Source organism: Pseudomonas sp. H9 (genome assembly GCF_004353925.1).
Lineage (GTDB): Bacteria > Pseudomonadota > Gammaproteobacteria > Pseudomonadales > Pseudomonadaceae > Aquipseudomonas.
Genome location: NZ_SMOK01000002.1, coordinates 135,535 through 154,426 on the forward strand (window position 1 = coordinate 135,535; position 18,892 = coordinate 154,426).

Genomic DNA, 18,892 nt, shown 5'->3' on the forward strand with positions numbered 1-18,892 from the left:
ATCGCGGGACAAGCCCGCTCCCACAGATAACCAGTGTGGGAGCGGGCTTGCCCCGCGATTGTCCCCCCTGATGGAGCCGAACCATGAGCTACCACCTGATCATCGGCGACAAGCTTTACTCCTCCTGGTCGCTACGCGCTGCCCTGGCCCTTGAGCTGGCTGGCGCTACCTACGATGAAACCCTGATCAAGCTCAACCAGCCCGACACCCGTGCGCGGCTGCTGGAGTACTCCCCGACCGCTAAAGTACCGTTGCTCAAGTGCGAGCACGGCATCATTGCCGACTCCCTGGCGATTGCCGAGTACCTGGCCGAGCGTCATCCACAAGCCAATCTGTGGCCCACTGATGTAGCCGCCCGAGCCCAAGCGCGCTCCGCATGCGCGCAGATGCACAGTGGCTTCTTTGCCCTGCGCGGTAACATGCCGTTCGACCTGTCACGCGACCAAGCATTGGAGAACATGCCGTTGGACGTGCAGGTTGATATCGACCGAATCGTTGCGCTTTGGTCGGAGTGCCGATTGGCGGCCAAGGAAACCGGCCCGTTCCTGTTTGGTGCGCCGAGCCTGGCTGACGCATTCTTCGCCCCCGTCGCTGTGCGCCTGCGTACCTACCGGGTAGACGTACCGCCTGCAGCGGCTGCCTATATCGAAACCATTTACCAGTGGCCGGCCTTCCAGGCTTGGCAGAAGGCTGGCCTGGCGGAGCGTGAAGGGTGAAACGTATACATGTAGCCGCAGCCGTCATTCGCGGTACAGATGGCCGTATCCTGATTGCCCGTCGTGCCGATACCCAGCACCAAGGTGGCTTGTGGGAGTTCCCGGGCGGTAAGGTCGAAGACGGTGAAGCGGTAGAAGTTGCCCTGGCCCGCGAGTTGAATGAAGAGCTGGGCATTGTCGTCACGCGCGCGCGACCATTGATCAAGATCCACCACGACTACACGGACAAACAGGTGTTGCTGGATGTCTGGGAAGTTGATGGTTTTACTGGCGAACCTCATGGCGCCGAAGGTCAACCGCTGGCCTGGGTCACCGCCCGTGAGTTGCCGCAATATGAGTTCCCCGAGGCCAATCGGCCGATCGTGGCCGCAGCCCGTCTGCCGGGCGAGTACCTGATCACCCCGGAAGGGCTGGAAGTGCCGCAGATGCTGCGCGGTATTCAAAAAGCCATTGCCGGCGGGATCAAACTGGTCCAGCTGCGTGCACCGAACATGTACGACCCCAAGTACCGTGATGTGGCAGTGGACGCTGTTGGCTTGTGTGCTGGCAAGGCGCAGTTGATGCTCAAGGGGCCATTGGAGTGGTTGGGTGACTTCCCTTCAGCAGGCTGGCACCTGACTTCGGAACAACTGCGCAAGTACGCTCCCAACGGCCGGCCGTTCCCTAAAGAACGGTGGTTGGCAGCCTCGTGCCATAGCGCCGAGGAACTGGCGTTGGCCGAGCAGATGGGGGTGGATTTCGTCACCTTGTCGCCGGTGCAGGCGACCCAGACTCATCCGGATGCTCAGCCGCTTGGTTGGGAGCAGGCCCGCCAGTTGATCGACGGTTTTAGCAAACCGGTGTATCTGCTTGGTGGTGTTGGTGCAGCCGAGCGCGAGAAGGCTTGGTTGCATGGTGCTCAGGGCGTTGCCGGGATACGGGCATTCTGGCCCGACAATTGAGCAGATCGCGGGGCAAGCCCGCTCCCACAGGGGCATTAACTGTGGGAGCGGGCTTGCCCCGCGATAAGATCCTCAAGGCTTCGCGGCAGCCTGCCAAAGTACCTCCGCCACCCCCTGGCGCCGCCCAATCAAACGTGCTGCCACAAACAGCAAGTCCGACAATCGGTTGATGTACGCCAGGCCAACCCCGGCCAACGGCTCGACGCTGTTCAACTGCTGGCAACGCCGCTCGGCGCTGCGTGCCAGGCTGCGGCACACATGGGCCTGGGCAATCAACGCTGAGCCACTGGGCAGAATGAAGTTTTCAAGCGGTCCCAGCTCTTCGTTCCAACGATCGATTGCCGCTTCCAGGCGCTCCACTTCAGCGTTGTTCAGCGCCTGATAGCTGGGCATCGCCAACTCGCCACCCAAGTCGAACAAGCGGTGCTGGCAGGGCGCTAATACCTCGATGACTTCCTCCAGGCCCTGTTCGGCCAACCCGGCCAAGAGCAGGCCGAGTTGGCTGTTCAGGCTGTCAACCTCGCCAATCGCCTCGATACGTGGATGATCCTTGGGCACGCGGCGGCCATCGCCCAGGCCGGTTTCGCCTTTATCGCCGGTGCGGGTGTAGATCTTCGACAACCGAAAACCCATGTTTATGACTCCATTTTCTGTGGCTCAGCCCCGGTGGGCGAGCTGCTGGCCAGCGGCAGACGCAAGGTGAAGCAAGTGCCTTGCCCCGGTGCTGACTGCACCTCCATCTGGCCTTTGTGGTTGTTGGTGATGATGAAGTACGACACCGACAGGCCCAGGCCGGTGCCCTGGCCGATTTCCTTGGTAGTGAAAAATGGCTCGAAAGTACGCTTACGCACCGCTTCGGGCATGCCGACACCGTTGTCTTCCACTTGAATCTCCGCCCACGGCGGGTTGAGCCGGGTACGCAGGATAATCCGCCCCGGTTCGCTGTCGTCTTCGCGCAGGTGAATGGCCTGGGCTGCGTTTTTCAGCAGGTTGAGCAGCACTTGTTCCAGTTCGTTCGCTGTGCAAGGCACCGGCCCCAGGTTGGGGTCGAACTGGCGGACGATCGCTTGGCCCTTGAAATCGAAACCGATGGTCAGGTCAAAGTCATTACCGGCAATTTCCACCGCCTGGTCGATCAGTGCCGGCAAATCGCAAGGTGCCAGCTGGCGGTTGCTACGGCGGCTGAAACTGAGCATGTGGGTGACGATCTTCGCCGCGCGGGCTCCAGCTTGCTGGATGCCGTCGAGCAGCTGCGGCACCTCACGGCTTGCCAGATAGCGGTTGACCACCGACAGGTCGATGCCAAGCTCTTCGGCCTGTTCCTGGTTCTTTGCCAGGTCTGGTGACAGGCGTCGGCGAATGTTCTGCACGTTGTGCAGGATCGCCCCCAACGGGTTGTTGATTTCGTGCGCCATGCCCGCAGCCAGGCCACCTACCGATAGCATTTTCTCCGACTGCACCATCATTTCTTCCAGCGACAGGCGCTGGGTAATGTCGTCGATACGGATCACCACACCGCGGCCTCCACCCCCCATCAACGGATAGAAGGTCAGAGCGTAGTAGCGGGCATCGTCACCTCTGGTCCAGGTAACCCGCTCGATCTTGGCCACCCGATGTTTTTCGACGCTTTCCTTGAGCTGCGGCAAGAACGGCTTGAGCGGCTCGAAGGCAAGGAAGATCGGTTGGTTCAACGCTTCGTCCAGCGGTGTGCCGGAGAGGGCAGTGGCTTCCTGGTTCCATTGGGTTACGTAGAGTTGCTCGTCGAGGGCAATCAGTGCCGAGGGCATGGAGTCGATGATGCTGTTGAGGTAGTTCTGAAAGCCGGTGAGTTTCTTCTCGATCTTGCTGCGCACCTGAACTTCCAGTTCCAGCTTACGGTTGGTGTGGCGGGTTTCTTCAGCCAGGCCTTGGGCCTGGTCGTAGGCTTCCTGGAACTCATCACGGGCGCGCTTGAGCTGCTGCTCACGGGCTTCGATGCGTGAAAGCATGGTGTTGAACGCTTCAGCCAGGCTGCCGATTTCGTCGTCATTGCCGCGCTGGGCGCGCAGGGCATAGTTCTCTTCGCGGGTAACCTGGCGTGAAAGCAGTTCGAGCTGGTTGATCGGCTGCGTAATCAGCCGTTTGATCTGCCGGGCGATGATCATCCACAGCAGGACACTGAACACCAGAATGCCGAGGCTGGCGGTCAGTATGCCGGTATAGAAAGCCATCGGCAGTTCACTGCTGGCGACCATCAGCAGGTAGCCGGGTGGGCTGCCTGGGCGAGGCAGTTTGGTCAGTTGAGTGCTGCGAAACTCCGTTACCCGCCAGTTTTCAATGTGGCGGTAGCGGGTGGGTAGCGGCAGTTGTTCTCCGTGCTGCAATTGCGCGAGCAGTTTGCCGTCGCTGCCGTAGATGGCCGCCGCGCGCAAGGGGGTATAACTGTCGAGTTCTTTGAGCAGGGCATCCGCCGCTTCGGGAGAGTCGGCGGCCTGAGTGGAAAGCTGCGGATTGGCTACCAGCCGCCCAATGGTCTGCAGGGCCTGCGGTGCCATGCTCTCCTGGGAAATCCAGTAGGCAGCGCTGATGAAGGTCAGGTTGGCCACCAGCAATATGGTGATCAACAGCACCAGCAGGGCGGCCAGCAGTTTCTGGCCGACCGGCAGGTTTTCCAGGCGTTCGCGCAGCGTCATGTGAAAGCGGGATCCTGGTCGGTAGGTGGAAAGGGCAGGGTAACGCTGCGGTCAGTCGCAGGGCAAACCGCGCGCGCTCAGGTGCTCCAGCAGGCGCCGATAGAGGCGTTCCAGGTGCGGCAGTTCAAGTCCATGACGGCTGGCGACGCGGCAGGCGTGGCCCAGCAGATAGTGGATCTCGGTGCGCCGGCCTTGGCGGACATCCTGGTACATGGAAGAGTAGTTGGCGGCGGTGGCCTTTATCACTCTTTCCACTTCGTCGCTCAAACCCGTAGCCGCTTCCGGTTGGCCGCAGCATTGCAGCAGCTCCGTGAGCTCGGCGCACAGGGTGGCGACTTCACAGTGGTGTTGCTCAAGGCCGCCGTTTCGGCAGTCGTGCAACACGGTCAGTGGGTTGATCGCACAGTTGAGTGCCAGCTTTCGCCACAGGCGGGTGAGGATGTCGGGTGTCCACTGATGGGGGATTCCGGCGTCAGACAGGTCGTCGAGCCACTCCGGCACCGACGGGTTTGCCTGATCACCCAGCCAGTTGAAACCATGACCGGCGAAGTTCACCTGCCAGTCGGCCTCGCGAAAGGCGCCTTCGGTGCTGGAGGCAAAAATGCAACGGGCATGGGGCACTTGATTGGCGACCGCATCCTGGCTGCCCAGGCCGTTCTGCAACAGAATCAGCTCGGCGCCATGGGCCAGACGTGGCGCTATCTGCGCTACTGCGCGCTCGGCATCGTAGGCTTTACAGGCCACTAACAGGCGATGAATGGGCGTGGTGTCGTGTGCGGTGTGTGCCGGGATAGCGTGCAGTTGTGCCTGGCCCTTTTCGATCAGGGTCAGCCCGCCACTTGCCTCATAGGCCTCAAGCCGCGCGCTGTCGCGCAGGATCAACCGTACCGCTTTGCCGGCGCGAGCCAGTCGACAGGCCCAGAGGCTGCCCAGACTGCCTGCGCCGAGAATATGCCAGGTGCTGCTCATCAGCGTACCGCAACCGTTATAATGAGCCGGTATTTTAACCGTCAAACCCTGCGTGCTCCATCGCGCTCTTTCGTTAGAGCCATGAGCGTGCGTTTATTTTTTGGAGAGAAGGTATGCCGTCGTTCGACGTGGTATCGGAACTGGACAAGCACGAAGTCACCAACGCTGTCGACAACGCGATCAAAGACCTGGAACGTCGTTATGACCTCAAGGGCAAAGGTAGCTTCGACTTCAAAGATAAGGAACTGACCGTCGGTCTGACCGCCGAAGCCGAGTTCCAGCTCGAAGCGATGATCGAAATTCTCAAAATGGCCCTGATCAAGCGCAAGATCGACGTTCAGTGCCTGGAAGTGAAGGACGCCTACGCGTCGGGCAAAGTGATGAAGCAGGAAGCCACCCTCAAAGAAGGCATCGACAAAGAGCTGGCGAAGAAAATCGTCGCTCACATCAAAGAAGCCAAACTCAAGGTCCAGGCCTCTATCCAGGGTGAGCAGGTACGCGTCACCGGTAAAAAACGCGATGACCTGCAGGAAGCCATTGCTGCACTGCGCGCCAAGGAATTTGGCATGCCGCTGCAGTTCAACAACTTCCGCGACTGATCAAAGCACTTCGGAACCTTGGCGCCGTTTCGGCGTCCGAGGTCTCTGGTGCCGCTGAAACGATTGCGGCAAGATTTTTATAGCTTTTGCCGTTCGGCATCAGGAGAACATTATGGATTTGAGTGCTGAAGTCGATCAGCTGGTTAAAACGTCGCAAACCTGGCTACCGTTGATCATGGAGTACGGCAGCCGCTTTTTGCTGGCACTGCTGACCCTGGCCATTGGCTGGTGGGTGACCAACAAAGTGTCCTCTCACCTGGGTAAATTGGTGGCGTTGCGTAACGCCGACCGTGCCTTGCAGGGGTTCATTACCAGCCTGGCCAATATCATTCTGAAGATTCTGCTGGTCATCAGCGTTGCTTCGATGATCGGTATCGAAACCACTTCGTTCGTTGCTGCCATCGGTGCTGCCGGTCTGGCCATCGGCCTGGCGTTGCAGGGCAGCCTGTCGAACTTCGCGGGTGGCGTGCTGATCTTGCTGTTCCGTCCCTTCCGTCTGGGTGACTGGATCGAAGCCCAGGGCGTTGCCGGTACCGTGGACAGCATCCAGATCTTCCACACCGTGTTGCGTACCGGTGACAACAAAACCGTGATCCTGCCCAACGGCAGCCTGTCCAACGGCATCATCACCAACACCAACCGTCAGCCCACCCGTAAGGTGGTGTTCGACGTGGGTGTCGATTACGAGGCTGACCTGCAAAAGGCCCGTCAGGTGTTGCTGGACCTGGCCAAGGATCCACGCGTTCATCAAGACCCAGCGCCTCAGGCGGTGGTTTCGCTGCTGGGTGACAGTTCGATCACCCTGTCGTTGCGGGTTTGGGTCAACACTGCAGACTATTGGGATGTGATGTTCATGCTCAACGAGCATGCCCGTGACCGTCTGAAGGAAGAGGGTATCGACATTCCGTTTCCACAGCGGGTCATTCGCGTAGTACAGGAAGCCGCTGTCTAATCGTACTCTGTGGGAGCGGGCTTGCCCCGCGATAGCGATGTGGCTGTCAGGCCGCAATCGCGGGGCAAGCCCGCTCCCACCGAAGGCGGTATCTCCTACCGGGGGATTACACTTGTTCACGTCTTTGCGCTACCTGCGCCCCGGTGTTTCTGGCATATAGGCTGGCTTATTTCTGTTTGCCCGGTCTTGTCATGCTTACCCCTTTGATCAATATCACGCCCTTGCGAGCCTTGTGCTTCGCCATGACTTTGGCGCTGTTCGAGCTGCTGACCTACCTCGCCAGTGACGTGGTCATGCCGGCGATGCCGGTGGTGGTCACGGATCTCAATGCCAGCCCCGTCTACATTCCCCATGCGCTCAACCTCTATCTGCTCGGCGGCGTGCTGCTGCAATGGCTGATCGGCCCGTTGGCTGACCGCTATGGCCGCAGGCCGCTGTTGTTGGCGGGGTGCGCGATTTTCTGCGTGACTTGCCTGGCAACCTTTTGGGTGCAGGGCATCGAACTGTTCAACCTGCTGCGCCTGCTGCAGGGCATTGGCCTGGGTTTTGTGGTGACGGTCAGTTACCCCGCATTGAACGAGGCGTTCAGCGAAGCCGATGCCGTACGCATGATGGCGTTATTGGCAAACATCGCACTGCTGTCCCCATTGCTTGGCCCGTTGGTGGGCACCTTGCTGCTGGAGTGGGTGTCGTGGCGTTGGTTGTTCGTGGTCTTCGGCGCTTGCGCGGTGCTGTCGTGGCTGGCGCTGTACCGATTTATGCCCGAGACCCTGGGCGTCGTGCGCCGTGACGGTTCGCGCCTGGCGTTTCAGCCGATCCACCTGAAGGCATTGTTACTGGGGTATACCCAGTTGCTCAGCAACCGTCGCTTTGTCGCGGGCAGCGCAGCGCTGGGTCTGGTCGGCTTGCCACTGATCGGCTGGATCGGCTTGTCGCCGGTGCTCCTGATTCACGATGAAGGTCTGAGCACCCTGGACTACGCCCTGTGGCAGTTGCCGGTGTTCGGCGGGCTGATTCTGGGGAACTTGATCATTAACCGCATCGCCGACCGTTACCCACTCAAGCGCTTGGTACAGCGTGCACTGTGGCCTTACCTGGCGGGGCTTTCGGGCATGATGCTCGCCACATGGTTGCTGCCTGGTGTGCCTAGCCTGGTGGCGGGAATGTCGGTGTATGCCCTTGGCCTGGGTATTGCCAACGCCGTGCTGTACCGCATGACCCTGTTCTCCAGCGAGCAGAGCAAGGGGCTGGTCTCGGCCATGCTGGGGATGATCACCATCGCCTTGCTGGGCGTGGGCGGCGCGTTGCTGGCCATGCTGGGTGCGGGGGCGAGCTTGTTGAGTTTTGCGTTGGCGGCGGGTTCAGCCGGTATATTGGCGCTATGGCCTCTGCAGGTCGTTCTCAGGGCCTGCGGTGAGCAAACCGAGGCAATGCCGGGATAACCCCGGCAGGCGCCTCAGGCAGGCTTATGGGCGCTGTTCGGCCACCGGATTGTCGTCTTCAGGCACTTGCTTGCCCTTGTCGACCTCCTGACGCCACTGCAGGGCAATCAGGATCAGGGTCGGCACGCCGAGCAAAGCGGTGATCAGGAAGAAGTCGTGATAACCGAACTTCTCCACCATCACGCCTGAGTAGCCACCAATCAGGCGTGGCAATAGCAGCATGATCGAGCTGAGCAACGCATATTGGGTGGCGGAGAACTTCAGGTTGGTCAGGCTCGACAGGTAGGCCACGAAGGCAGAGGTGGCCAGGCCCGAGCTGAAGTTATCGAGGGAAATGGTCACCACCAGCATCTGCAGGTTCGGCCCCATATCGGCCAACATCAGGAACAGAATGTTGGTGGCTGCCGAGGCCGCGCCGCCGATGAACAGGATCGGCAAAATACCGAAGCGCACGATCAGCAAGCCACCCATGCCGGCACCGACCAGAGTCATGATCAGGCCGAAAATCTTGCTGACGCTGGCAATCTGATCTTTGGTGAAGCCCTGGTCGATGTAAAACACGTTGGCCATTACGCCCATCACCGTATCGGACATACGGTAGGTGGCAATCAGGCCGAGCAACAGCAGGGCTTGCCAGCGGTAGCGCAGAATGAAGTCGTTGACCGGTGTCAGCACCGGCGCGAGGCCTCGACGGCCCATGGACGACAGGCACAGGGCGGTCAGGGTGATGTAGAGGATGGCCCGCAGGAAGGCGCGGTCTTCCAGCAGCAGGTCGAGCAGGCTGACACCGTCGAACAGCACGCTGGCGAAATCGGTGTTGTAGAGCTGGGTGAAGGTCGCCGGTACCGAGACCAGCAGGATGATCAACACGAACACCGAAACCAATTGATGGACCAGGCCATAACGGGCTGCAGACAATTGGGTGCGCAACGGCACCGGTGGTTCGCGCATCAGCAGGGTAGTGATCACGGCAGGCAGCATCAGCACGCCGAACAGCACATAGGTGCCGGTCCAGGCTTTGTGCAGGTAACTGAAACCAGTAGAGCCGAAGCCTTCGGCAAAAAACAGCGCACCGGCGGTCGCCAACAGCGCGGCAACCCGATAACCAGCCATGTAGCTGGCGGCCAGTGCGGCCTGGCGTTGGTCGTCGGCGATTTCCAGGCGATAGGCGTCTACGGCGATATCTTGAGTGGCAGAAGCAAAGGCAACCAGTACGGCCAGGGCGATCAGCCACGACAGGTGCTTTTGCGGGTCACAAAAGCCCATGCCGACCAAACCGATTACCACCAGAACCTGAGAGAGCACCAACCAGGAGCGGCGGCGCCCGAGTTTACCGAGCAAGGGCAGGCGCCATTGGTCGAGAAGTGGCGACCAGACCCATTTGAAGGCATACGCCAAACCGATCAGGCTGGCATAACCGATGGTTTCACGGGCCACCCCGGCCTCGCGCAACCACACCGACAGCGTTGAAAACACCAGCATGTAGGGCAAGCCGGCCGCAAAGCCGAGCAGTAACAGCACCAAGGTAGACGGGCTGGCATAGGCAGCGAGCGCAGCGCGCCAGGTTTTACGGGGCATGGGCCAACATCTGCCTCAAGTTTACGAAAACAAAGCGCGCACTCTAACCGCTGTGCTCCATCGGGCGCCAGCCATGACGCAACATATCCACACGATTATTGTGCACGGTGACGCCTTCTGCCCGTAAGCGGGCACGCTGCTCGTCGCCTGAAGGCGTGCCCAGGGCCAGGCTCAAACGTCCCCCTGCTCCCAGCACCCGATGCCAGGGTAACTGCGTGTCGCCGGGCAACTGGCTCAGGGTGCGCCCGACCCAGCGCGCTGCGCGGCCCAGCCCCGCCAGTTCAGCAAGTTGGCCGTAGCTGACGACCTTGCCTGACGGCACCTGGCCGAGTACCAGATACAGTGCCATTCGTCGGGCTTGGGCGTGTTCCGTCGGATCGCCGGGTGGCGCTGTCATTGCGGCCTCGCAGGTATTTGCGCTGAAGTTGGTGCGATCGGGTAACAATCAGGAATTGAACTCATTGGCATGAGGCGGGTCAGTCCTTGCTCTACGGGCGGGTATCTGGATAATGCCCGACTTTTTTGCAAACCAGAGTCCGTCGTTGCTTATGTTTTCTAGAGTCTTGCTGTGCCTTGCCCTTGTTTCTACCTGCTCTATCGCTGTCGCAGATACAGTGTGGATGAAAAACGGTGATCGGCTAAGCGGCAAGATCACCGTTTTTGATGGCGGCAAGCTGTTGCTCAAAACTGAGTACGGTGGCTCCATCGCCCTCGACTGGAAGCAGGTCAAGACCCTGGAAAGCGACCAGGAGCTGCTGGTCAAGCAGGATGCCTACACCGGTGAGAAAGCCAAATCACTGAGCGCCGCTGAAGACGGCAAGGTTACCCTTGCCAACGGCGACGCGCCCAAGACTGTGGAACTGGCGAGCATCCAGCAAATCATGAAACCCCAGCCGGTGATCGAAGATTTGTCGTGGAAGGGCAACGTCGATGTGGCCATGGACTACAAACGCGCTGAGTCCGACAGCGATGACTACGACGTCGACTTCAAAACCACGGCACGTCACGGGCGCTGGCGGCATCAGGCGGAAGGTGAGTACAACCGCGAAAGCAAAGATGACGTCACCACCACCAATAACTGGAGTGCCGAGTACGCGCTGGACCGCTTCCTGACCGAGAAGTGGTTCTGGCAAGGGCGTCTTGAGTACAAGCGTGATCATATTGAAGACCTGGCCCGTCAACGCACCGTGGGTACCGGCCCGGGTTACCAGTTCTGGGATGACGAGTTGGGTGCTTTCTCCCTGGGTTCGCTGATCAACCGTACCGACTATGAATATGCCGACGGCGGCAAAGACAACTTCTACTCCCTGGCGATGAAGTGGGATTACAACCGCTACCTGATCGGCAAGCGCGTTGAGTTCTTCACCAGTGGCGAAGTCGGCAAGCCGCTCGACGGCGTGGCCAACTACGCACTGGATGCCGAAGTTGGCCTGCGCTACAAGGTCACCGAGTGGGCGTCATTGAACCTCAAGGCGGAAAAAGACGTGATCAGTGGTACCCGCGACAGCGACCTGGATAAAACCCGCTACACCGCAGGCTTCGGGGTGACCTGGTAAGTCTGCTGGCAAGCGCCGACGATAATGATTATTTTGGCGGTGATGCACAGGGCCGGATTTTCCCTCCGGCCAGCCCTCAATCCATTGTCGAGTCGGGAGTCACACCGTGAGCGCTAAAGTCGCACAACAGGCCCGGGAGTTGCTGCTCAAGGAGTACCGTGGAGTCCTGTCGACCCATTCCAAGTCGATGCCGGGCTTTCCCTTTGGTTCGGTAGTGCCGTACTGCCTGGATGCCGAAGGCAACCCACTGATCCTGATCAGCCGCATCGCTCAGCACACCCACAACCTGCAGAAAGACCCCAAGTGTTCTTTGCTGGTGGGCGAGCGTGATGCCGAAGACGTGCAGGCCGTCGGTCGTCTGACGGTGTTGGCTCAGGCGCACAAGCTTGATGAACCGGCACTGGTAGAAGCTGCCGCTGAGCGCTATTACCGCTATTTCCCTGAGTCGAGCAACTACCACAAAGCCCATGATTTCGATTTCTGGGTGTTGAAACCGGTGCGGCATCGCTACATCGGTGGCTTTGGCGCGATCCATTGGGTTGATCACCTGAGCCTGGCCAATCCTTTTGCCGGCAAGGCCGAGCTGAGCATGATCGAACACATGAACAGCGACCACGCTAACGCCATTGCCCATTACGTCCAGCTCAGCGGCCTGCCGCAGGGTACGGCGCAAATGGTCGGTATCGACAGCGAAGGTATGCACCTGCGCATTGGCCAGGGGTTGCACTGGCTGCCGTTCGCGGTGCCTTGCAATACGCCGATACAAGTGCGCGAAGCCTTGGTTTTTCTGGCACGTGCCGATCAGTGGCCGGCGCGTGAAAGCGCTCAGGGTTGAAATAGCGAGTGATCGCAACCATTAAAGGTCTACTGCAAGGCCTACTTGCGTAGAGGATCCATTGATGCGTGCTTTTCTATTGCTGTTTCTGATTTTTCCGGTGCTGGAGCTGTATGTGTTCTTCAAGGTCAGCAGCGCGATCGGCTTCTTTCCGGCGCTGCTGCTGATCATTGCCGGCTCCGCTCTGGGTGTGCTGGTGGTTCGGGTGGCCGGCTTGGCCACGGCCCTTCGTGCCCGCGAGAGCTTGCAGCGGGGTGAACTGCCCGCTGAAGACATGTTTCAGGGCCTGATGCTGGCCCTCGGCGGTGGCTTGCTGCTGTTGCCGGGTTTCATCAGCGACGTGATCGGCCTGATCTGCCTGTTGCCATTCACCCGCCGCCTGCTCGGGCGCAAGATGCGCGAGCGTGCTGAAGCTCAGGCCATGCGTCAACGCGCCTTCAGCGATGACCCGTTCATGGCCCGCCCAGGCAACCCGGGTAGCTCGGCACGCCAGCCCAACGTGATCGAGGGTGAATACGAGCATCGCGACTCGCGCCCCACGACTCGGGATCCGCGTGATCTGTAAGCGTTTTAATGCCTGCCATAACGGCCCCGAAAGGGGCCGTTATGCTTTGTGCGCAACGTTCGCTAAAAATTTTCATCAGCAAGCCTTGTAATTGAACTTGGCGACCTCATGTAGGGGTTACCGCAAGGTTTCCGTGGGAATGCCCCGGACATTACATGCGTAGTTCGCACTGCGAGCTACGAGCGGCTACGCCGCAAGCATCAACCAGCCGGTGTCGATACCGGCGGATGAAAACCACAATTAGGAGAGATCGACAATGAAGCTTCGTCCTCTGCATGACCGCGTCGTTATCCGTCGCAGCGAAGAAGAATCGAAAACCGCTGGCGGTATCGTTCTGCCAGGTTCGGCCGCTGAAAAACCTAACCGTGGCGAAATCGTCGCTGTAGGTACCGGTCGCATCCTGGACAACGGTGAAGTGCGTGCGCTGGCCGTGAAAGTGGGTGACAAGGTGGTTTTCGGCCCTTACTCGGGCAGCAACACTGTGAAAGTTGACGGCGAAGACCTGCTGGTAATGGCTGAGAACGAAATTCTCGCTGTTATCGAAGGCTGATTCTGCTGGTTTCCCGTTACTCCAAAGTATTCAAGGATTAAACGATCATGGCTGCTAAAGACGTAAAATTCGGCGATTCCGCCCGCAAGAAAATGCTCGTTGGTGTCAACGTACTGGCTGACGCTGTAAAAGCGACCCTCGGCCCGAAAGGCCGTAACGTTGTTCTGGCCAAGAGCTTCGGCGCTCCGACCATCACCAAAGACGGTGTTTCGGTTGCCAAAGAAATCGAACTCAAAGACGCCTTCGAAAACATGGGCGCCCAGCTGCTCAAAGACGTTGCCTCCAAGGCCAACGACGAAGCGGGTGACGGCACCACCACCGCCACCGTTCTGGCTCAAGCAATCGTTAGCGAAGGCCTGAAAGCCGTTGCTGCCGGCATGAACCCGATGGACCTCAAGCGCGGCATCGACAAGGCCACCGTTGCCATCGTCAAAGAGCTGCAATCCCTGTCCAAGCCATGCGCCGACTCCAAGGCCATCGCTCAGGTAGGTACCATCTCTGCCAACTCCGACAACTCCATCGGTGACATCATCGCCGAAGCTATGGAAAAAGTCGGTAAAGAAGGCGTGATCACCGTTGAAGAAGGCTCGGGCCTGGAAAACGAACTGTCGGTCGTAGAAGGCATGCAGTTCGACCGTGGCTACCTGTCCCCTTACTTCGTCAACAAGCCAGACACCATGGTCGCCGAGCTGGATGGCCCTCTGCTGCTGCTGGTTGACAAAAAGATCTCCAACATCCGCGAACTGCTGCCAGTTCTGGAAGCCGTTGCCAAAGCCGGCCGTCCTCTGCTGATCGTTGCTGAAGACGTTGAAGGCGAAGCCCTGGCTACCCTGGTCGTCAACAACATGCGCGGCATCGTTAAAGTCGCTGCCGTCAAGGCTCCTGGCTTCGGCGACCGCCGTAAAGCCATGCTGCAGGACATCGCCGTTCTGACCGGCGGTACCGTTATCTCCGAAGAGATCGGCCTGAGCCTGGAGTCCGCGACTCTGGAGCATCTGGGCAACGCCAAGCGCGTTACCCTGTCGAAAGAAAACACCACCATCATCGATGGTGCTGGCCAGGAAATTGACATCGAAGCACGCGTTAAGCAGATCCGTGCCCAGATCGAAGAAACTTCGTCGGACTACGACCGTGAAAAACTCCAAGAGCGTCTGGCCAAACTGGCTGGCGGTGTTGCCGTGATCAAGGTCGGTGCTGGCACCGAAGTTGAAATGAAAGAGAAGAAAGCCCGCGTTGAAGACGCCCTGCACGCTACCCGTGCAGCCGTTGAAGAAGGCGTGGTGCCTGGCGGTGGTGTTGCGCTGGTTCGCTCGCTGCAAGCCATTGCTGAGCTCAAAGGCGACAACGAAGACCAGAACGTTGGTATCCAACTGCTGCGTCGTGCTGTTGAAGCACCTCTGCGTCAGATCGTTGCCAACGCTGGCGACGAGCCAAGCGTAGTTGTCGACAAGGTCAAGCAAGGTTCGGGTAACTTCGGTTACAACGCTGCTACCGGCCAGTACGGCGACATGATCGAAATGGGTATCCTGGACCCAGCCAAAGTAACCCGTTCGGCCCTGCAAGCGGCTGCTTCGATCGGTGGTCTGATGATCACTACCGAAGCCATGGTTGCTGATGCTCCGGTTGAAGCTTCTGCTGGCGGCGGCATGCCAGACATGGGCGGCATGGGTGGTATGGGCGGCATGGGCGGCATGATGTAAGCCAGCCTTACCCGCTTCAGAAAAAGCCCCGCTTAATGCGGGGCTTTTTTGTGTCTGCTCTTCCGGCTCATCGCGGGGCAAGCCCGCTCCCACCGGAGCTTGTGGGAGCGGGCTTGCCCCGCGAAGCTTTCTCACTGTCAACTACAGGTTTGCGGTACAGCACCCAGTAATAGCAGCCCAAACTGATCAGCCAACAAAACACCGCAGTCCACACGTTGTGCGAAAAGAAATGCGCACCTTGCAGCATTCGGCCAATCGAAAACACGCTGCCCAGGCCGAAGGCAAACAGCAGCGCGGCGCGAGCCAGACGCGGGCGTCGGTCGCGCAAGGCGAAGAACAGGGCAAATAGAGTAAAACCGGTGGCCGCATGGCCACCCGGCCAGCAGCGCCCCGGCTTGTCAGTCGCTGGCCGAGGGCTGAGCAGTTCGCTGTAGGTTTCCTTGCCTCCAAACTCTTTCAGACTCCAGGGGCACTGTACGGCAGTCACGGCTTTGACCGGAGTCACGAAGCTGGTCGACAACGCCATTGCCAACACCAGGTAACCCAATTCTCGCCGCCAGCCTTTCAGACGTTGCCAGAAAAAGCTGCCGATAAAGGCGACAATGGCCCCAAGGCCCAAGACGATGACAACCTGTTTGGCACGGTCATGCAAGATGTCTTCAAGGAAGTAGCTATGCCGGCCTATGAATTGTCCGGCTGCTGGGTCATAGGCCAGTTTGGCCAAGTCCATATCCAGTGAGGTGAGTTCCAGCAGGATCAGCAGCACTGCGGTCAGTACGGGGATGCCGAGGGCAATCCAGAGGTTGAGCGGGCGCGAGGGAGAAGGTAGCGGCATGGCAGGTCCAGACAGGTCTAGGGAGGGTCCCGACCGGCAATTCTCGGGGAGTCGCTATAACCTGTCTGTGAAGACTAAGTGAAAAAAACGTCAGCCAGCAATAATGTTGCGCCGACCTAGCCGAGCGTGGCCGATGGCCGTAAGCTGCGCCTGCCAAGCAGGCAAAAGCCCCGGACGGGAGAACCCTACATGCGAATTCTACTGGTTGAAGACAACCGCGATATCCTCGCCAATCTTGCTGATTACTTGGGCCTTAAAGGCTACACGGTTGATTGCGCCCAGGACGGCTTGTCGGGTTTACACCTGGCCGCCACTGAACACTACGACTTGATCGTGCTCGACATCATGCTGCCGGGCATCGATGGCTACACCTTGTGCAAGCGTCTGCGCGAAGACGCCCGACGTGACACGCCGGTGATCATGCTCACCGCGCGCGATCAACTCGATGACCGCCTGCAAGGTTTCCGCTCCGGTGCGGATGACTACCTACTCAAGCCGTTCGCTTTGTCGGAGCTGGCCGCGCGCATTGAGGCGGTGTTGCGTCGCGCCCAGGGCGGTGGTCGGCGCACGTTGCAGGTCAGTGACCTGGTTTATGACCTCGACACCTTGGAAGTCACCCGTGAAGGCAAGCTGCTCAAGCTCAACCCGGTAGGCCTGAAGTTACTGGCCGTACTGATGCAGAAAAGCCCCCATGTGCTTCGCCGCGAAGTGCTGGAAGAGGCGCTGTGGGGCGACGATTGCCCGGACAGCGACAGCCTGCGCAGCCACGTACACCAGTTGCGCCAAGTGATCGACAAACCTTTTGAAAAGGCGCTGCTGCATACCGTCCACGGCGTGGGTTACCGCCTTGCCGAGGGCCGTGATGGAGTTTAAGCAAAGCCTTGCCCAGCGGATCATCATTGCCTTTGCATTGATGAGCGCGCTGGTAGCGGGCGCGTTCGCTTTTGGCATTGTTGCGACGGTGCATCTGGTTGAGGAGCGCTTGATCTCGGCCGTGCTGGGTGGTGATTTGCAACGCTTGCTGCGCATGGACAGCGTCAGTGACTGGAGCCACAGGCCGCGGCCCGACCAATTGTTCTATTACAGCGGTGGTCGTGGTGAGTTCGACTTGCCTAAAGACCTGCGCCACCTGGGGCCGGGCTTTCACGAAGTGTTTCGTGAGCAATTGTCTTACCACGCCATGGTCGAGGTGGTGGACGGGCGTCATTACGTCCTGCTGCAAGACCAGAGCGATTTCGAAGAGCGTGAGCGGGTGCTGTTTGCCGTGGTCGTGGTGGGCTTTGTGCTCAGCCTGGCGCTGGCGGTGTTCCTAGGCTGGGTCTTGGCACGCCGGGTGATGGCGCCGGTCATCCGCCTGGCGCACCAGGTGCGTCATCGTGATCAATTGCTGGGCTTGGCGCCACCGCTGGCGCCGGACTATGCCGCCGACGAAGTCGGCCAGTTGGCCATTGCCTTTGACGATACCCTGGGGCGTTTGCGCGATGCGTTGACGCGGGAGCGGCTGTTCACCAGCGATGTGAGCCATGAGCTGCGTACACCGCTGATGGTGTTGGCCAGCTCCTGCGAGCTGTTGATGGTCAACCCCAACATCGATCCCCGTGCCCGCTCGCAGGTCGAGCGGATCGCCAGGGCAACCGAAGAGATGCAGGAACTTGTAAAAACCTTCCTGATGCTCGCCCGGGCTCAGCGTGATGTTGGCGCGGTTGCGTCGCGCGCGACCCTCAAGGAAGTAGCCGATGATTTGATCGGTGTCTGGCGAGACACCGTTGAGCAGAAAGGTCTGTCGCTGATCTACGACTGCAAGGTCGCTCCCTCGACGCTGTTCAACGCCACGTTCTTGCAGGCGGTGATGGGCAATTTGTTACGTAACGCTGCCCACTATACGGATTACGGGTTTATCCGCCTGACACTGGATGCCAATGGCTTCACCGTTGAAGACAGTGGCGTGGGGATTCCCGAGGAGCAACGCGAGGCGATGTTCCGGCCGTTTGTGCGTGGCGATGAACGCCGTGGCGAAGGCCTGGGCCTGGGCTTGTCGTTGGTGCAGCGCATTTGCGATGACCAAGGCTGGACCGTGACACTGTCAGCCATGGTGCCCAACGGTTGCCGTTTTCATGTAGACCTGAGCCGTGCGCCGGAGTGTTTGCCCGATGTGGAGTGAGGGGCGGGAACGCTCCTCAGGCATAGTCACGTCTTGTAACTTTTCTCATGATTGCTCACAAATTTTTCACATGCGCATGACCTGACGACAACGCTTGCCCGCCTAAGGTGGGCGAATTGGAGTCAGGAGATGCACCATGCGTAGCCCTATCAAGCTCGAGTTTTCCGAAAAGTACGACCAGCAACACGCGCAGGAATACTTCCTCAAGCATCAAGACGGCCTGGCTCGGCGTTTGTCCCATCAGCGCGATGAACAGCTGGCCCGCCGCGCATTGGCACTGGCTGGCGAACCTGGCCTGGTGCTCGATCTGCCGTGCGGGGCCGGTCGTTTCTGGCCGATGCTGGCAGAAAAGCCCAACCGCGTGATCATTGGTGCGGACAACTCCGAAGCCATGCTGGAAACCGCGACCAAGTCCCAGCCGGCACACATTGTGGAGCGGGTACGGACTTTGCAAACCTCAGCATTTGCCATCGACCTGCCAGACAATTCGGTCGATAGCATTTTCTGCATGCGACTGATGCATCACATCGGTGAAGCGGAGCATCGGAAAACAATTCTTTCTGAATTTCAACGAGTTACACGCGACAGCGTGATCTTGTCGCTGTGGGTCGATGGCAATTTCAAAGCCTGGCGTCGGCAGAAACTCGAACAACGCCGCTACGCAGAAACGGGTAAGCCCAGCTATCAGAATCGTTTTGTGTTACCGGTTGCTACGGTTGAAGAAGAGTTTCAAGCGGCTGGCTTCCGAATTCAGGAACGATTGGACTTTTTACCGTTCTATGCCATGTGGCGAGTATACGTATTGCGTAAGGGGTAGTAGG

The 18,892-nt window shown here is 59.3% G+C and carries 19 protein-coding genes; 13 read left to right on the forward strand and 6 right to left on the reverse strand.

The features are described from left to right. Positions 1 to 83 precede the first annotated feature (83 nt). Positions 84 to 716, forward strand: coding sequence for a glutathione S-transferase (locus E1573_RS00615; protein WP_133209571.1), 633 nt, complete (start codon positions 84 to 86; stop codon positions 714 to 716). After that, a complete protein-coding gene (locus tag E1573_RS00620) occupies positions 713 to 1,657 on the forward strand; it encodes a Nudix family hydrolase (protein ID WP_133209573.1) in 945 nt (314 codons plus the stop codon). Before E1573_RS00615 ends, E1573_RS00620 begins: the two co-directional genes overlap by 4 nt. Positions 1,658 to 1,729: 72 nt before the next feature. On the opposite strand, the gene E1573_RS00625 is transcribed toward E1573_RS00620, so the two are convergent. From E1573_RS00625 to E1573_RS00635, 3 genes are read right to left on the reverse strand one after another with little or no spacing between them, the layout of a single operon-like run. Continuing rightward, positions 1,730 to 2,290: a cob(I)yrinic acid a,c-diamide adenosyltransferase gene (locus tag E1573_RS00625; protein WP_133209575.1), complete on the reverse strand. Its 561-nt coding sequence runs from the start codon at positions 2,288 to 2,290 to the stop codon at positions 1,730 to 1,732. 2 nt (positions 2,291 to 2,292) lie between these two features. Beyond that, on the reverse strand, positions 2,293 to 4,329 hold the full coding sequence (locus tag E1573_RS00630; RefSeq protein WP_133209577.1) for an ATP-binding protein: 2,037 nt from the start codon (positions 4,327 to 4,329) through the stop codon (positions 2,293 to 2,295). Between the two features lie 51 nt (positions 4,330 to 4,380). Beyond that, complete coding sequence (locus tag E1573_RS00635) at positions 4,381 to 5,298, reverse strand: putative 2-dehydropantoate 2-reductase (protein WP_133209579.1); 918 nt, start codon at positions 5,296 to 5,298, stop codon at positions 4,381 to 4,383. 113 nt (positions 5,299 to 5,411) lie between these two features. On the opposite strand from E1573_RS00635, the gene E1573_RS00640 reads away from it, so the two are divergent. The 3 genes from E1573_RS00640 to E1573_RS00650 all read left to right on the forward strand — a co-directional run bounded on the left by E1573_RS00640 (position 5,412) and on the right by E1573_RS00650 (position 8,291). After that, positions 5,412 to 5,897: a YajQ family cyclic di-GMP-binding protein gene (locus E1573_RS00640; RefSeq protein ID WP_133209581.1), complete on the forward strand. Its 486-nt coding sequence runs from the start codon at positions 5,412 to 5,414 to the stop codon at positions 5,895 to 5,897. A 112-nt stretch (positions 5,898 to 6,009) separates the two neighbouring features. After that, a complete protein-coding gene (locus E1573_RS00645) occupies positions 6,010 to 6,849 on the forward strand; it encodes a mechanosensitive ion channel family protein (RefSeq protein WP_133209583.1) in 840 nt (279 codons plus the stop codon). Between the two features lie 191 nt (positions 6,850 to 7,040). Next, a complete protein-coding gene (locus E1573_RS00650; protein ID WP_133209585.1) occupies positions 7,041 to 8,291 on the forward strand; it encodes an MFS transporter in 1,251 nt (416 codons plus the stop codon). Between the two features lie 24 nt (positions 8,292 to 8,315). Here E1573_RS00650 and E1573_RS00655 read toward each other — a convergent pair whose 3' ends face one another. Next, complete coding sequence (locus tag E1573_RS00655) at positions 8,316 to 9,869, reverse strand: AmpG family muropeptide MFS transporter (protein ID WP_133209587.1); 1,554 nt, start codon at positions 9,867 to 9,869, stop codon at positions 8,316 to 8,318. 43 nt (positions 9,870 to 9,912) lie between these two features. Then, entirely contained in the window at positions 9,913 to 10,266 is a 354-nt protein-coding gene (locus tag E1573_RS00660) for an MGMT family protein (protein ID WP_133209589.1), read from the reverse strand. A gap of 151 nt (positions 10,267 to 10,417) precedes the next feature. On the opposite strand from E1573_RS00660, the gene E1573_RS00665 reads away from it, so the two are divergent. The 5 genes from E1573_RS00665 (at position 10,418) to groL (ending at position 15,075) form a co-directional block, all read left to right on the forward strand. Further along, the gene (locus E1573_RS00665) at positions 10,418 to 11,425 is read left to right on the forward strand and encodes a DUF481 domain-containing protein (protein WP_133209591.1); all 1,008 of its coding nucleotides are present in this window, start codon (positions 10,418 to 10,420) and stop codon (positions 11,423 to 11,425) included. 106 nt (positions 11,426 to 11,531) lie between these two features. Beyond that, the gene (locus E1573_RS00670; RefSeq protein ID WP_133209593.1) at positions 11,532 to 12,260 is read left to right on the forward strand and encodes a HugZ family protein; all 729 of its coding nucleotides are present in this window, start codon (positions 11,532 to 11,534) and stop codon (positions 12,258 to 12,260) included. Between the two features lie 64 nt (positions 12,261 to 12,324). Next, the gene (locus E1573_RS00675) at positions 12,325 to 12,825 is read left to right on the forward strand and encodes an FxsA family protein (protein ID WP_133209595.1); all 501 of its coding nucleotides are present in this window, start codon (positions 12,325 to 12,327) and stop codon (positions 12,823 to 12,825) included. Between the two features lie 256 nt (positions 12,826 to 13,081). Then, entirely contained in the window at positions 13,082 to 13,375 is a 294-nt protein-coding gene (locus tag E1573_RS00680) for a co-chaperone GroES (RefSeq protein ID WP_009050540.1), read from the forward strand. A gap of 47 nt (positions 13,376 to 13,422) precedes the next feature. Next, a complete protein-coding gene (gene groL / locus E1573_RS00685; protein ID WP_133209597.1) occupies positions 13,423 to 15,075 on the forward strand; it encodes a chaperonin GroEL in 1,653 nt (550 codons plus the stop codon). Positions 15,076 to 15,142: 67 nt separating this feature from the next. On the opposite strand, the gene E1573_RS00690 is transcribed toward groL, so the two are convergent. Continuing rightward, the gene (locus tag E1573_RS00690; RefSeq protein ID WP_133209599.1) at positions 15,143 to 15,910 is read right to left on the reverse strand and encodes a phosphatase PAP2 family protein; all 768 of its coding nucleotides are present in this window, start codon (positions 15,908 to 15,910) and stop codon (positions 15,143 to 15,145) included. Positions 15,911 to 16,099: 189 nt separating this feature from the next. Here E1573_RS00690 and colR point away from each other — a divergent pair, with 189 nt between their 5' ends. The 3 genes from colR to E1573_RS00705 all read left to right on the forward strand — a co-directional run bounded on the left by colR (position 16,100) and on the right by E1573_RS00705 (position 18,888). Continuing rightward, positions 16,100 to 16,783, forward strand: a complete 684-nt coding sequence (colR, locus tag E1573_RS00695; RefSeq protein ID WP_038998896.1) for a two-component system response regulator ColR — start codon at positions 16,100 to 16,102, stop codon at positions 16,781 to 16,783. Beyond that, complete coding sequence (locus E1573_RS00700) at positions 16,773 to 18,071, forward strand: HAMP domain-containing sensor histidine kinase (RefSeq protein WP_133209601.1); 1,299 nt, start codon at positions 16,773 to 16,775, stop codon at positions 18,069 to 18,071. The genes colR and E1573_RS00700 overlap by 11 nt, the downstream gene beginning before the upstream one ends. Positions 18,072 to 18,207: 136 nt before the next feature. Continuing rightward, positions 18,208 to 18,888 carry a class I SAM-dependent methyltransferase gene (locus E1573_RS00705; protein ID WP_133209603.1) on the forward strand — a complete coding sequence of 227 codons (681 nt, stop codon included), beginning with the start codon at positions 18,208 to 18,210 and terminating at the stop codon, positions 18,886 to 18,888. Positions 18,889 to 18,892: the final 4 nt, after the last annotated feature.

Excerpts from the sequence above, each read along its gene's own strand:
- E1573_RS00615 (WP_133209571.1), top strand. The coding sequence starts at position 84 with ATGAGCTACCACCTGATCATCGGCGACAAGCTTTACTCCTCCTGGTCG.
- E1573_RS00625 (WP_133209575.1), bottom strand. The coding sequence starts at position 2,290 with ATGGGTTTTCGGTTGTCGAAGATCTACACCCGCACCGGCGATAAAGGC.
- E1573_RS00630 (WP_133209577.1), bottom strand. The coding sequence starts at position 4,329 with ATGACGCTGCGCGAACGCCTGGAAAACCTGCCGGTCGGCCAGAAACTG.
- E1573_RS00635 (WP_133209579.1), bottom strand. The coding sequence starts at position 5,298 with ATGAGCAGCACCTGGCATATTCTCGGCGCAGGCAGTCTGGGCAGCCTC.
- E1573_RS00640 (WP_133209581.1), top strand. The coding sequence starts at position 5,412 with ATGCCGTCGTTCGACGTGGTATCGGAACTGGACAAGCACGAAGTCACC.
- E1573_RS00645 (WP_133209583.1), top strand. The coding sequence starts at position 6,010 with ATGGATTTGAGTGCTGAAGTCGATCAGCTGGTTAAAACGTCGCAAACC.
- E1573_RS00650 (WP_133209585.1), top strand. The coding sequence starts at position 7,041 with ATGCTTACCCCTTTGATCAATATCACGCCCTTGCGAGCCTTGTGCTTC.
- E1573_RS00655 (WP_133209587.1), bottom strand. The coding sequence starts at position 9,869 with ATGCCCCGTAAAACCTGGCGCGCTGCGCTCGCTGCCTATGCCAGCCCG.
- E1573_RS00660 (WP_133209589.1), bottom strand. The coding sequence starts at position 10,266 with ATGACAGCGCCACCCGGCGATCCGACGGAACACGCCCAAGCCCGACGA.
- E1573_RS00665 (WP_133209591.1), top strand. The coding sequence starts at position 10,418 with ATGTTTTCTAGAGTCTTGCTGTGCCTTGCCCTTGTTTCTACCTGCTCT.
- E1573_RS00675 (WP_133209595.1), top strand. The coding sequence starts at position 12,325 with ATGCGTGCTTTTCTATTGCTGTTTCTGATTTTTCCGGTGCTGGAGCTG.
- E1573_RS00680 (WP_009050540.1), top strand. The coding sequence starts at position 13,082 with ATGAAGCTTCGTCCTCTGCATGACCGCGTCGTTATCCGTCGCAGCGAA.
- groL (WP_133209597.1), top strand. The coding sequence starts at position 13,423 with ATGGCTGCTAAAGACGTAAAATTCGGCGATTCCGCCCGCAAGAAAATG.
- E1573_RS00690 (WP_133209599.1), bottom strand. The coding sequence starts at position 15,910 with ATGCCGCTACCTTCTCCCTCGCGCCCGCTCAACCTCTGGATTGCCCTC.
- colR (WP_038998896.1), top strand. The coding sequence starts at position 16,100 with ATGCGAATTCTACTGGTTGAAGACAACCGCGATATCCTCGCCAATCTT.
- E1573_RS00700 (WP_133209601.1), top strand. The coding sequence starts at position 16,773 with ATGGAGTTTAAGCAAAGCCTTGCCCAGCGGATCATCATTGCCTTTGCA.
- E1573_RS00705 (WP_133209603.1), top strand. The coding sequence starts at position 18,208 with ATGCGTAGCCCTATCAAGCTCGAGTTTTCCGAAAAGTACGACCAGCAA.